Raw genomic sequence first — 12,075 nt, forward strand, 5'->3', positions numbered from 1 at the left:
CTCAGCCCTGCGGGTGGGGGAAGGAGGACCAGTCGGGGTCGCGCTTCTCGAGGAAGGCGTCGCGGCCCTCGGCGGCCTCGTCGGTCATGTACGCCAGGCGCGTCGCCTCCCCGGCGAAGACCTGCTGGCCCATGAGGCCGTCGTCGGCGAGGTTGAAGGCGAACTTCAGCATACGTATCGCCTGCGGGGACTTCGTCGCGATGGTCGCGGCCATCGCGAGGGCCTCCTCCTCGATCCGTGCGTGGTCGACGACCCGGTTCACGGCGCCCCAGTCGTAGGCGTCCTGGGCGGAGTACTCCTCGGCGAGGAAGAAGATCTCCCGCGCGCGCTTCTGACCGACCTGCTTGGCGAGATAGGCGGAGCCGTAGCCGCCGTCGAAGGAGCCGACGTTCGCGTCGGTCTGCTTGAAGCGGGCGTGCTCGCGGGAGGCGATCGACATGTCCGCGACCACGTGCAGGGAGTGCCCGCCGCCGGCGGCCCAGCCGTTCACGACCGCGATCACGACCTTGCCCATGGTGCGCATGAGGCGCTGCACCTCGAGGATGTGGAGGCGGCCGGCGGAACGGGTGCGCACGGAACCGGTCTCCTCCACAGCCTCCTCGGCGGCGTACTCGTAGCCGGCACGGCCGCGGATCCGCTGGTCGCCGCCGGAGCAGAAGGAGTGCCCGCCGTCCTTGGGGGAGGGGCCGTTGCCGGTCAGCAGGATCACGCCCACCCCGGTGTCGAGCCGGGCATGGTCCAGCGCCCGGTACAGCTCGTCGACCGTGTGGGGGCGGAAGGCGTTGCGCACCTCGGGACGGTCGAAGGCGATCCGCACCGTCGGCAGGTCCCGGGAGGTCAGCTCCCCGTCGGGCGACTCGATCCGCTCCACCGCCCGGTGGTAGGTGATGTCGGTGAGCTCGGGCCCGCCGTGCTCCTGCGGCGGCACCTCCCGCCAGCGGCGGGGGTCGAAGGTGTCGGAGACCCGACGGGGCAGCGGAGCGGGCGGGGTCGTCATGGCCTCCAGGGTAGTCCGGGCAGAGCCGGCCACGGATCGCTGCGCAGCCTTCCGCAGATGCGCACGTCGAGGCGCTCGCCGTCGATCAGGAACTTCCCACGCTCGACCCCCTCGTCGACGAAGCCTGCCGCGCGGGCGACCGCCGCGGAGGCGGGATTGTTCACCCGGTGTCCGAGCTCGAGCCTCTCGAGGCCCCACCCGCCGCCGGCCGTCGGCGTCAGCGCCTGGTCCGCGACGGTGGCGGCCGCCCGGGACGCGAGCCCACGACCGCGATGCTCGGCGCGCAGCCAGTAGAAGAACCAGCCGCTGCGGTTCTCCTCGTCCACGGTGATCGCCACCAGGCCGACGAGCCGATCTTCCGCATTGACGATCGCGGTCGCCCGGCGCTGCGGGGCGAGCAGCCAGGCCACCTGCTCATGGGCCTGCTCGAGAGTCCGCACCCCGGCTTGGCGGGCCATGTCAGGCGCCGAGCGGAAAGCGCCCAGCACCGCGAGTGCGTCCTCGGCCCCTACGGGGCGCAGCCCGTATCCGTCTCCGGGCGTCATCGGGAGCGCTGAGGGGCCGGACGCGGCCGGGCTCCGCGAGGCATCGTCGGTCGTGGGTTGCATCGCCTCATCGTGCCGTGCCTCGTACGCGCGGCGCACGCTCATTACTCTCGGGAACATGCTCATTCCCCCTGCCCTCCGCGAGCGCGGCATCGACCGCGTCCACGCCTGGTCCATCCCGATGACCACCCGGTTCCGCCGGATCACCGAGCGCGACGGCCTGCTGCTGCACGGTCCGGAGGGCTGGGCGGAGTTCTCCCCGTTCTGGGACTACGACGCGGCCGAGTCGACGGCCTGGCTGCGCGCCGCCCTCGAGGACGCGACGACGCCCCGCCCCGCACCGCGGCGCGAGGAGGTCGAGGTCAACGCCACGATCCCGGTGCTCCCACCGGTGCTCGCGGCGCGGATCGCGACGGTCGGCGGGGCGCGGACGGCGAAGGTGAAGGTCGCCGACCCCGGCTCCGACCTCGCCTCCGACGCGCAGCGCCTCGAGGCGGTCCGCGACGCGATGGGCCCCGACGCCCGGATCCGCATCGACGCGAACGCCGCCTGGACGTACGAGGAGGCGCTCGAGGCGCTGCCCGTCCTGGACCGGGCCGCGGGCGGGCTCGAGTACGCCGAGCAGCCCTGCGCCGCGCTCGAGGACCTCGCCGCGCTGCGCCGCGCCCTCGACATCCCGATCGCGGCCGACGAGTCGGTGCGCCGGGCGGAGGACCCGCTCCGGGTCGCCCGGGCCGAGGCCGCCGACCTGCTGGTGATGAAGGTCCAGCCGCTCGGCGGCATCACCCGCTGCCTCGAGCTGGCCGAGGAGGCGGGGCTGCCGGTCGTGGTCTCCTCCGCGCTCGAGTCGAGCATCGGCCTCGGCGCGGGGCTCGCCCTCGCCGCGGCGCTGCCGGAGCTGCCGCACGCCTGCGGCCTCGCGACCGCGACCCTGCTCACCGGCGACCTCTCCCCGCAGCCGCTGCACGCGACCGGCGGCACGCTGCCCGTCGGCCGGACGGCGCCGAGTGAGGAGCTGCTCGCCCGCCACGCGGCCGACGACGCCCTCGCCGCACGCTGGGAGGAGCGGCTCACGGCCTGCGCAGCCCTGCTCTGACAGCCCGCGCGCAGGCCGGGACTACCCTGACGGGGTGCACGAGCCCTCCGCCCCGATCCCCGCACCGCTGACGATCCCCGCGCCCCGGCCCACCGGCTCCGGCGCCGTGGACCAGGCGGTCGCGGTCTGGTCCGCGCTCGCGGAGCTCGGACTGGCCGAGGCGGTGCTCGCCCCCGGCTCGCGCTCCGCGCCGCTGGTCTACGGCCTCGCTGCCGACGAGGTCGCCGGTCGGATCCGTGCCCACGTGCGGATCGACGAGCGCGCCGCCGCCTTCACGGCCCTGGGTCTCGGCCGCCTGGACCCCGCCCGGCCCGCCGCGGTCGTGACCACCTCCGGCACCGCCACCGCGCACCTCCACGCCGCCGTGATGGAGGCGCACCACTCGCGGATCCCGCTGCTCGTGCTCACCGCGGACCGGCCTGCCGAGCTGCGCGAGGTCGGCGCGAACCAGACCACTCGCCAGGCCGGCATGTTCCGCTCGCTGGTGCGCCTGACCGTGGACCTGCCCGCCCCGACCGCCGGGGCGGCGAGCCCGGTCGAGCTGCGCACGGCCGTCTCCACCGCCGCCCGCGCCCTCGCCGCCGCGACCGGGGAGCACCCCGGTCCCGTGCACCTGAACCTCTCCTTCCGCGACCCGCTCGTGCCCCGCGCAGAGGAGTCGGAGCAGCCCGACAGGACCGCGGCGCGCGAACGGATCGTCCTCACGCGCCGCGTCCCCGCCCCGGCGCCCGCCCCGCAGCCGGTCCCGGTCGACTCCCGCACCGTCGTCGTCGCCGGGGACGGGGCGGGACCGGCCGCCGCCGCGCTCGCCGATGCGCACGGCCTGCCGCTGCTGGCCGAGCCGAGCTCCGGCGCGCTCACGGCGGACGGCCTCGTCCCCCGCTATCCGGCGCTGCTGCGCGCGGTGATGGCCGATTCCGCGCACCCGCTGCGCCCGCGCCGTGCGATCGTGCTCGGTCACCCCACGCTGTCCCGGCCGGTCGTCGGCGCGCTCCTGGGCGCGGCCGACGTCGAGGTGGTCGTCGTGGACCCGCATCCGGACTGGCCCGACGTGGCCCGCCGCGCGAGCCTCGTGGTCCCCGCCGCGATCGGGCAGGAGATCCCCGGGACGGGACAGGAGGCGACCGGGACCGAGCAGGACACGCTCGGTCCCGGACAGGACGCGGCCTCACCCGGTGCCGCGTCGGCCGCGCCCGACGCCCCCGAGATCGATCCGGCTCGGCGCCGCGCGTGGATCCAGGCGTGGCGCACCGCGGCCGACGCCGCCGCAGCACGGCAGCCGCAGCCGTGGCAGCAGCGCGCCGCGCTCGCGGTGTGGGAGGCCTCCGCGCCGGGCGACCTGCTCGTGCTCGGCTCCTCGAGCCTCGTGCGCGACCTCGAGCAGCACGCCGGCCCCACCTCTGCCCGTGTGATCGCCAACCGCGGCCTCGCCGGGATCGACGGCACCACCGCCATGGCCGGCGGCCTCGCCCTGGCCCGCGCCGCACGGGATGAGCCGGGGGAGCGGGGCCGCACCCGGGTCCTCGTCGGCGACCTCACCGCCCTCCACGACCTCACCGGTCTGCTCGTCGGCCCCGAGGAGCCGCGCCCCGACCTCGACGTGATCGTCGTCGACGACGGCGGGGGCCGCATCTTCTCCGGCCTCGAGCATGCCGCGGCCTCGCCCGCGCTGCTGCGCCGCTTCTTCACCACCCCGCACGGCGCCGACATCGCCGCGGTCGCCGCGGGCCTCGGCGCCGACGCACGGACTCTCCAGGCCGACGCGCTGCCGGCGGCGCTCGCCGAACCCACGCAGGGGCTGCGGGTGCTCGTCGTCCAGGAGCCGCCCAGCGAGGTCCCGAGGAACTCTTGAGCGCGAGTGGTGACATGACCCCATGAACGACGAGCACGCCCCGCAGCCGCCCCGAGACCCGAGCGCCGGGACCCCGGATGCCCCGCACGGCCCGACCCCGTCCTACGGCAGCCCTGCCCCCTACGACGGGGCGCCCCCGTACGCCGCGTCCTACGGCGCGACACCGGCCTACGGCGCGGCTCCGGTCCAGGGCGCGCCGTCGGCCGAGACGACCGAACAGCTCCCGGCCACAGCCTCCTCGTTCGATCACGCCGTCCACGGCTCCGCCGCTGCCGGCTCCGGCGCCCCCGCGCCGGTCGCCGCCGGGGCCGCCGGGACGGCCGCGCCCCGCCGCGGGCCCGGCTGGGGCGGGACCAGCGCCCTCGTGCTCGCCGGGATGCTGCTCTCCAGCGGCCTCACCCTCGGCGGCGTCGTCGCCTATGACCAGCTGCAGGGCGACGAGCCGGTCGCGGCCGCCCAGGACTCGCAGACCTCCGAGGCGCGACCTGCCGCGACGACCACTGCGGAGGACCCGGACTGGGCCGCGATCTCCGAGCAGGTCTCCCCGAGCGCCGTCTCGATCCTCTCCTCCACCGGCTCCGGCACCAGCCAGGGGACCGGCGTGGTCCTCGACGAGGACGGCACGATCCTCACCAACGACCACGTCGCCGGCGACGCCGAGTCCCTGCAGGTCACCACCAGCGACGGACGCAGCTTCGCCGCGAGCGTCGTGGGCACCGACCCCTCGACCGACCTCGCCGTGATCCGCCTGGAGGACCCGCCCGAGGACCTGCAGCCGGCGACCTTCGCGGACTCCTCCACCGTGGTCGTGGGCCAGCCCGTGATGGCTCTGGGCACCCCGCTCGGCCTCGAGAACACGGTCACCACCGGCATCGTCTCGGCGCTGGACCGGCCGGTCAGCGCCACCGGCGAGGAGACCGACGGCTCCGACACCACGTACACCTCCGCGATCCAGACCGACGCCGCGATCAACCCCGGCAACTCCGGCGGACCGCTCGTGGACGCCGCCGGGCAGGTCATCGGCATCAACACCGCGATCGCCTCGATCCCCAACGAGTCCGGGCAGGCCGGCAGCATCGGGCTCGGCTTCGCTATCCCCGCGAACACGGCGATGCTGATCGCCGAGCAGCTCCAGGACGGCGGCACCGTCCAGCACGCCTTCGTCGGCGTGACCACCACCGACGGCACGGCCGACGACGGCAGCGCCGGCTACCACGGCGCGGAGGTCGTCGCCGTGGAGCCGGGCAGCCCCGCGGCGGAGGCGGGACTGGCCGAGGGGGACCTCATCACCGGGATCGACGACACCCCCGTCGGCGGGGCGGGCGCCCTGACCGGCATCGTGCGCGGCCTCGAGGTCGGCTCCACCCACACGCTCGAGCTGGTGCGCGACGGGAAGGTGCAGACGCTCGAGATCACCCTCGCGGCCCGGGAGGGCTGAGCAGGGGAGACCTCGTGCCCGTCCGGCCGTCGCTCGGGCGGCGACGTGGCGGGCGGCGCAGTCGCCCGTCCCGTGCTCTCGGGCGCCGCGCCTGGGACCTCAGGCCTCGGCGTCGCCGCGCAGGGCCCGCAGCATCGGACGGCACTTCGCGAGCGCCTCGGCATGCTCGGAGACCGGGTCGGAGGCCGCGACCAGACCGCCCCCGGCCTGCAGCACCGCGGAGCGCTCACCGGTCAGATGCGCCATCCGCAGCGCGATCGCCCACTGGCCGTCGCCGCTCGCGTCCATCCAGCCCACCGGGGCCGCGTACCCGCCGCGGTCGCGCGGCTCGAGGCGGGCGATGATCTCGTCGGCCTGCTCGCGCGGGGTGCCGGAGACCGCCGCCGAAGGATGCAGGCGCGCGGCGACGTCCAGGCTCGTCACCCCCTCGTGCAGGCGGGCCGAGACGTCCGAGGCGAGGTGCTCGAGCCCCGGCAGGCGCAGCACGAACGGCTCCGCGGAGACCTCGATCTCCGCGGCGAGGTCCTCGAGCCGCTCGACCACGGAGTCCACCGCGTAGGCGTGCTCGGAGCGCTCCTTGTGATCGGCGCGGAACGCCCGACGGTCCGCCTCGTCGAGCTCGCCGTCGTCGGCCGCCGGCCGGGACCCTGCCAGCACGCGCGAGAAGACCCGCCCGTCCTCCGTCTGGGCGAGCATCTCCGGGCTCGCGCCGATCACGTCCTCGAGGTGGTACACCCAGGTGCTCGGGTAGGCGCGGGCGAGCCGCGTGAGCAGCAGGGCGGGGGAGAGCGGCTCCGGGGTGCGCACCGAGGTGCGCTCGGAGAGCACGACCTTCTCGGCGACGCCGGAGCGGATCTCGTCCACGGCCTGCTGGACCAGCGCCTGGTACTCGTCGGGCGTGTGGTCCGCCTCGAGCTCGAGCGGCGCGGCCGCGGGCGCGTCGACGGGGGAGGAGGGGAACAGGTCGCGCCAGGAGGCCGGCAGCTCCGGCTCCTCGTCGATCCCGACGACCGTGAGGAAGGCCTCCCCGTCGTGGACGCCGAGCAGCGCGCGCGGCACCAGCAGCGTCGAGGGGCGCTCGGAGGCGCCCGCGTAGGAGAAGGAGCCCAGCGCGATCAGGCCGCTGGTGCGCACCCGCACCTCGTCGTCGACACGGGCGCGGGAGGCGAGGTCGCGGAAGGCGGCGCTCGCGGCCGCGAAGCGGTCCGGGCCGGTGGTGCGCACCGACCAGGCCCGGCCCACGGCCACCAGTCCCTGGCCGTGCCGCAGCCAGGCGCCGGAGACCCCCGCGGGGACATGGCCCAGCAGGTCCACCGGCTCCTCGATCCGCACGCTGCGCACGAGCGGCGTCGCGGAGGCGGGCGCGGAGAGGTCGGGATGCGTGAGAGGAGCGGACATCCGTGTCATTATGCGACACCCCCGCGCCGCCGCGCCGTGACCCGCGTCCCGTCCCCGGATGCGTCCTGCGGAGGGGGCGAGGTGCGACCATGGTCCGGCGAGAGACCGCGGGCCCGGCACCGACCGGGCGCCTTCCCCCACCTCCCGAGGAGCATCGCGTGAGCACAGACGGCGACAGCATCACGACGCCCCTGGTGCGCGGGCTCCTCGCGGCGCTGTCCGTGCTCGGGATCGGCCTGGCCGTGGTGGTCGTGCCGGCGCTGGCGGCGCAGGCCGCCGGCACCGCCTCGAGCGCCACCGCGCTGGACGCCGTGCTGATCGCGCTGAACGTCCTGGTGCTCGGGCACGGCGGCGGGGTCGTGCTGAGCACCGGCGTGATCGACGGGGCGGTGACGCTCACCCCCGTCGGCCTGCAGATCCTGCTCGTGCTCCTGGCAGCGCTGTCGCTGCGCCGGGTCGGCCACCGCCTCGAGCTCGTGCGCGGCGACGGCGTGCTGCGCGTCGGGGCGCTGCGGGATGCGGGCGTCTCCCTCGCCGCCTTCGGCGGGACCTACGCGATCGGTCTCGCCGTGCTCGCCGCGATCGGCCGCAGCGCCGATGCCGCGCCGATGGTGACCTCCGCCGTCGTCTCCGGGGCGCTGGTCGCCATCGGCGGCGGACTGATCGGCCTGCTGTGGTCGCTGCGGCGCGAGCCCACCACGGCGGTGCCGGGCGTGCGGGTGCTCGAGCTGCTGCCGGCCCCCTACGGCGCGGTCGCCCGCTCCGCGCTGCTGGCGGTGCTGGGCCTGTTCGGCGCAGGGATGCTGCTGGTGCTGGTCCTGATGCTCACGCACGTGCCGGCCCAGTCCGCGCTCTTCGACCAGCTCGACCCCGGGATCGTCGGCGGCCTGGTGCTCACACTGCTGCAGCTGGCGCTGCTGCCGCTGCTGGCGGTGTGGGCGCTGGTGGTGCTGCTGGGCGGCACGGTCGTGGTGGGCACCTCCACCGGGATCTCCCTCGGCGAGGTCCAGACCGGCGTGCTGCCGGTCCTCCCGATCCTCGGTGCGCTGCCCGAGCCGGGCGACCTGCCGGGAGCGACCTGGGCGCTGATGCTGGTGCCCGCGCTCGCCGTCGGCCTCGGCGCCGTCTCCCTGGTGCGGGACGTGGCCGAGCTCGAGCGGCGCGAGCAGATCACGGCCTGGATCGCCTACCCGGTCGTGGTCGTCGTCGCGGTGCTGCTGCTCGCCGGGCTCACCACCGGCGGGATCGGCGACGGCCGCCTGGTGCACCTCGGTCCCGCCATGGGAACCCTCGTGCTGCCCCTGCTGGGCGTGGTCGTGCTCGCGACCGGGCTCGTGATCGCCGTCCTCGCCACGGACCTCGTGCCGTGGACGCGACGCAGCATCGCCTCCCTGCGCGAGCGCGTGGACGCCGCCGAGTCCGCGGAGCGCGGCGAGGGCGCCGACGGCGCGAGGGACGAGGTCGCGGACAGGGCCGACGACGAGCACTCGTCGGACCTGAACGCCTGGGACGAGGGCGCCGAGGACGGCGACGACCAGGACGAGGATCTCGACGGCGACCGGGACGAGGACGCTCGGGACGGGGACGCCTGGAGCGCGGACGCCGCGGACGATGCCGCTGCCGACCACGCCGACGAGGACCCGATCGAGCCGCCCGCGGACGAGGACCCGCTCAGCCCCCGAGCAGGCCGCTGAGCCAGTCGACCATCGACCCCTGCGCCTCTGAGTCGCAGGCGGTGCGCGACTGCTCCGTGATCGCCGAGGCGCGGCACTCCTCGAGCTCGGCGAGCGGGCCGTAGAACAGGGTGCTCAGCAGCGCCCCGGAGATGATCATCAGCGTCGCCGGGACGCCGAGCAGACCCCCGATCACCACCATCGACCAGCGCCGGTCCTTCACCGACTGGACGATCACCGGCACCAGCAGCACGAGCGCGACCAGCCCGGTCACCCCCGCCAGCAGCGAGAGCGGCAGCGGCATCATCATCAGCAGCCACGAGGCGAGCAGCGCGATCGCGAGCGCGCCCACCCGGCGGCGATGGCGCCTCTCCGGGGTGACGTCGGAGCGCGGGGAGGAGTCGGGATCGCTGTTCACCCCACCCATTGTGCCGTGCCCGCGGAAGACGCCGTCGTACGGCCGTCGGGACGGCGTCCCGCACCGCCGCCGCGGCGGGCCCCTGGCTCCACCGCCGCCGCGGGCTCCCGCCCCCTCCGTCTCAGCGGGCCCCCGGCCGCCGCGCACTACCCTGGGACGGTGACCCGCACCCCTGTCGTCGTCCTGATCTCCGGCACCGGCTCGAACCTCGCCGCCCTCCTCGCCGCCGCGGCGGAGGAGCAGTGCCCCTACGAGGTGGTCGCCGTCCTCGCCGACCGCGAGGCCTCCGGCCTCGAGCACGCCCGCGCCGCCAGCATCCCCACCGAGGTGGTGGCCCTGCGCGACCACCCCGACCGCGCCGCCTGGGACCGAGCCCTCACCGCCGCCGTCGCCGCCCACGACCCGCAGCTCGTGGTGCTCGCCGGATTCATGAAGCTCGTCGGCCCCCCGCTGCTCGAGTCCTTCGGCGGCCGGATCATCAACACCCACCCCGCCCTGCTGCCCGCCTTCCCCGGCGCCCACGGCGTGCGCGACGCCCTCGCCTACGGCGTGAAGGTCACCGGCTGCAGCGTGATCGAGGTCGACGCGGGGGTGGACACCGGGCGGATCCTCGCCCAGCGTGCCGTGGACGTGCTCGAGGAGGACACCGAGGAGGCCCTCCACGAGCGGATCAAGGCCGTCGAGCAGCCTCTGCTGGTCGAGGTCGTGCGACGCCTCACCGCCGCCCGCTGACGCCTCCGGCCCGCCCCGTCCCGGCGGAAGCACGCGGCACCGTTCCGCTCCCGCCCGCCGGGACCCGCGCCCCGTCTCGTCGATGCCCGCCGGGGTCGGGGACGGGCACGCGGACCGCTAGGCTGGGCCCCACACGACTGGCGCAGGTGGGGGACCACCGGGGAGTGTTGTGACGTCGGGGGCATCGACCGCCTGGGTGCCCTCCGCAAGCAGATCCGAACAGGAGCACGCCACGTGAGCACCGCAGGACGCCGCCCGATCCGCCGAGCCCTCCTCTCCGTCTTCGACAAGACCGGCATCGTCGACCTCGCCCGCACCCTCGCCGAGCAGGGCGCGGAGATCGTCTCGACCGGCTCCACCGCCTCCACGATCCGCGACGCCGGCATCGCCGTGACCGAGGTCGAGACCGTCACCGGCTTCCCTGAGATGCTCGACGGCCGCGTCAAGACCCTCCACCCGCGCGTGCACGGCGGGATCCTCGCCGACCAGCGCCTGGAGTCCCACCGCGACCAGCTCGCCGAGCACGACATCGCCCCCTTCGACCTCGTGGTCGTGAACCTCTACCCCTTCGCCGAGACCGTCGCCGCCGGCGGCAGCTTCGCCGAGATCATCGAGAAGATCGACGTGGGCGGCCCGACCATGGTGCGCGGCGCCGCGAAGAACTTCGCCTCCGTCGCCGTGGTCGTGGACCCCGAGGGCTACCCGATCGCGGCCGAGGCCGCGGAGGAGGGCGGCTTCACCCTCGCCGAGCGCCAGGAGCTCGCCGCCATCGCCTTCACCCGCACCGCCGAGTACGACGAGGCGATCAGCGACTGGATGCTCGGCCAGCTCGCCGAGGACGACGCGTCCGCCGAGCCCGAGGTCGAGGCCGACGACGTCGAGATCCCCTCGATCCTCGACCTCTCCGACGCGGACGCCGCAGAGCTCGGCATCACCGCGACCCTCCGCTACGGCGAGAACCCCCACCAGAGGGCCCGGCTCGCCGTCACCGACGAGACCGTCCCCGGGATCGCGGGCGCCGAGCAGCTCGGCGGCAAGGCCATGAGCTACAACAACTACGTCGACGCCGACGCCGCGGTGCGCGCCGCCCACGACCACGCTCGCCCCGCCGTCGCCGTGGTCAAGCACAACAACCCCTGCGGCGTCGCCGTGGTCGACGAGGGCCAGGACATCGCCCTCGCCCACGCCCGCGCCCACGGCACCGACCCCGTCTCCGCCTACGGCGGCGTGATCGCCGCGAACCGCACGGTCACCCTCACCATGGCCCAGCAGGTCAAGCCGATCTTCACCGAGGTGATCCTCGCCCCCGGCTACGAGGACGAGGCCCTCGAGCTGCTGCGCACCAAGAAGAACCTCCGCATCCTGAAGCTCGAGGGGGAGTACTCCCGCGGCGTCGAGATGCGCGAGATCTGGGGCGGCATGCTGATCCAGGACGCGGACCGCATCGACGCAGGCGGCGACGCCCCCGCCGGCTGGACGCTCGCCGCGGGCGAGGCGGCCGACGAGGCGACCCTCGCCGACCTCGAGTTCGCCTGGCGCGCGGTGCGCGCCGTGAAGTCCAACGCGATCCTGCTGGCCGCGGACGGCGCCGCCGTCGGCATCGGGATGGGCCAGGTCAACCGCCTGGACTCCTGCCGCCTGGCCGTCTCCCGCGCCAACACCCTCGGCGAGCACGCCGAGGGCGAGGCCGCGCCGGAGCGGGCCCGCGGCGCGGTCGCCGCGTCGGACGCCTTCTTCCCCTTCGCCGATGGGGTGCAGATCCTGCTGGACGCCGGCGTGCGCGCGATCGTCCAGCCCGGCGGCTCGATCCGCGACGACGAGGTGATCGAGGCGTGCCGTGACGCGGGCGTCACGCTCTACCTCACCGGCACCCGTCACTTCGCCCACTGACCGCCCGGCACCGCCCGTCCGCGCCGCCCGGCCCGG

The 12,075-nt window shown here is 75.4% G+C and carries 10 protein-coding genes and 1 riboswitch; of the genes, 6 read left to right on the forward strand and 4 right to left on the reverse strand.

Going from position 1 to position 12,075, the window contains the following annotated elements:
- Nucleotide 1: 1 nt before the first annotated feature.
- Nucleotides 2-997, reverse strand: a complete 996-nt coding sequence (locus tag RBL05_RS14320; RefSeq protein ID WP_308738897.1) for a 1,4-dihydroxy-2-naphthoyl-CoA synthase — start codon at nucleotides 995-997, stop codon at nucleotides 2-4.
- On the reverse strand, nucleotides 994-1,605 hold the full coding sequence (locus RBL05_RS14325) for a GNAT family N-acetyltransferase (RefSeq protein WP_308738896.1): 612 nt from the start codon (nucleotides 1,603-1,605) through the stop codon (nucleotides 994-996). The genes RBL05_RS14320 and RBL05_RS14325 overlap by 4 nt, the downstream gene beginning before the upstream one ends.
- A gap of 55 nt (nucleotides 1,606-1,660) precedes the next feature.
- On the opposite strand from RBL05_RS14325, the gene RBL05_RS14330 reads away from it, so the two are divergent.
- Genes RBL05_RS14330 through RBL05_RS14340 form a run of 3 tightly spaced genes read left to right on the forward strand, consistent with a single transcriptional unit; the run spans nucleotide 1,661 to nucleotide 5,928 of the window.
- A complete protein-coding gene (locus tag RBL05_RS14330) occupies nucleotides 1,661-2,638 on the forward strand; it encodes an o-succinylbenzoate synthase (RefSeq protein ID WP_308738895.1) in 978 nt (325 codons plus the stop codon).
- 34 nt (nucleotides 2,639-2,672) lie between these two features.
- Nucleotides 2,673-4,490, forward strand: coding sequence for a 2-succinyl-5-enolpyruvyl-6-hydroxy-3-cyclohexene-1-carboxylic-acid synthase (menD, locus tag RBL05_RS14335; RefSeq protein WP_308738894.1), 1,818 nt, complete (start codon nucleotides 2,673-2,675; stop codon nucleotides 4,488-4,490).
- A gap of 22 nt (nucleotides 4,491-4,512) precedes the next feature.
- Nucleotides 4,513-5,928, forward strand: a complete 1,416-nt coding sequence (locus RBL05_RS14340; protein ID WP_308738893.1) for a S1C family serine protease — start codon at nucleotides 4,513-4,515, stop codon at nucleotides 5,926-5,928.
- A 99-nt stretch (nucleotides 5,929-6,027) separates the two neighbouring features.
- On the opposite strand, the gene RBL05_RS14345 is transcribed toward RBL05_RS14340, so the two are convergent.
- On the reverse strand, nucleotides 6,028-7,326 hold the full coding sequence (locus tag RBL05_RS14345) for an isochorismate synthase MenF (RefSeq protein WP_308738892.1): 1,299 nt from the start codon (nucleotides 7,324-7,326) through the stop codon (nucleotides 6,028-6,030).
- 158 nt (nucleotides 7,327-7,484) lie between these two features.
- Here RBL05_RS14345 and RBL05_RS14350 point away from each other — a divergent pair, with 158 nt between their 5' ends.
- The gene (locus RBL05_RS14350; protein ID WP_308738891.1) at nucleotides 7,485-9,020 is read left to right on the forward strand and encodes a DUF6350 family protein; all 1,536 of its coding nucleotides are present in this window, start codon (nucleotides 7,485-7,487) and stop codon (nucleotides 9,018-9,020) included.
- Here RBL05_RS14350 and RBL05_RS14355 read toward each other — a convergent pair.
- Nucleotides 8,998-9,426, reverse strand: coding sequence for a hypothetical protein (locus RBL05_RS14355; RefSeq protein WP_126986329.1), 429 nt, complete (start codon nucleotides 9,424-9,426; stop codon nucleotides 8,998-9,000). The genes RBL05_RS14350 and RBL05_RS14355 overlap by 23 nt on opposite strands.
- Nucleotides 9,427-9,576: 150 nt before the next feature.
- Between RBL05_RS14355 and purN the strand changes: the two genes are divergently transcribed.
- Together purN and purH are read left to right on the forward strand one after the other, a co-directional pair.
- Nucleotides 9,577-10,149, forward strand: a complete 573-nt coding sequence (gene purN, locus RBL05_RS14360; RefSeq protein WP_308738890.1) for a phosphoribosylglycinamide formyltransferase — start codon at nucleotides 9,577-9,579, stop codon at nucleotides 10,147-10,149.
- 123 nt (nucleotides 10,150-10,272) lie between these two features.
- A riboswitch (ZMP/ZTP riboswitch) is annotated at nucleotides 10,273-10,354 on the forward strand.
- Nucleotides 10,355-10,383: 29 nt separating this feature from the next.
- Nucleotides 10,384-12,039, forward strand: a complete 1,656-nt coding sequence (gene purH / locus RBL05_RS14365; RefSeq protein ID WP_308738889.1) for a bifunctional phosphoribosylaminoimidazolecarboxamide formyltransferase/IMP cyclohydrolase — start codon at nucleotides 10,384-10,386, stop codon at nucleotides 12,037-12,039.
- The last annotated feature ends 36 nt before the right edge of the window (nucleotides 12,040-12,075 follow it).

The organism is Brachybacterium sp. GU-2, from assembly GCF_030866705.2.
Classification (GTDB): Bacteria; Actinomycetota; Actinomycetes; order Actinomycetales; family Dermabacteraceae; genus Brachybacterium; species Brachybacterium conglomeratum.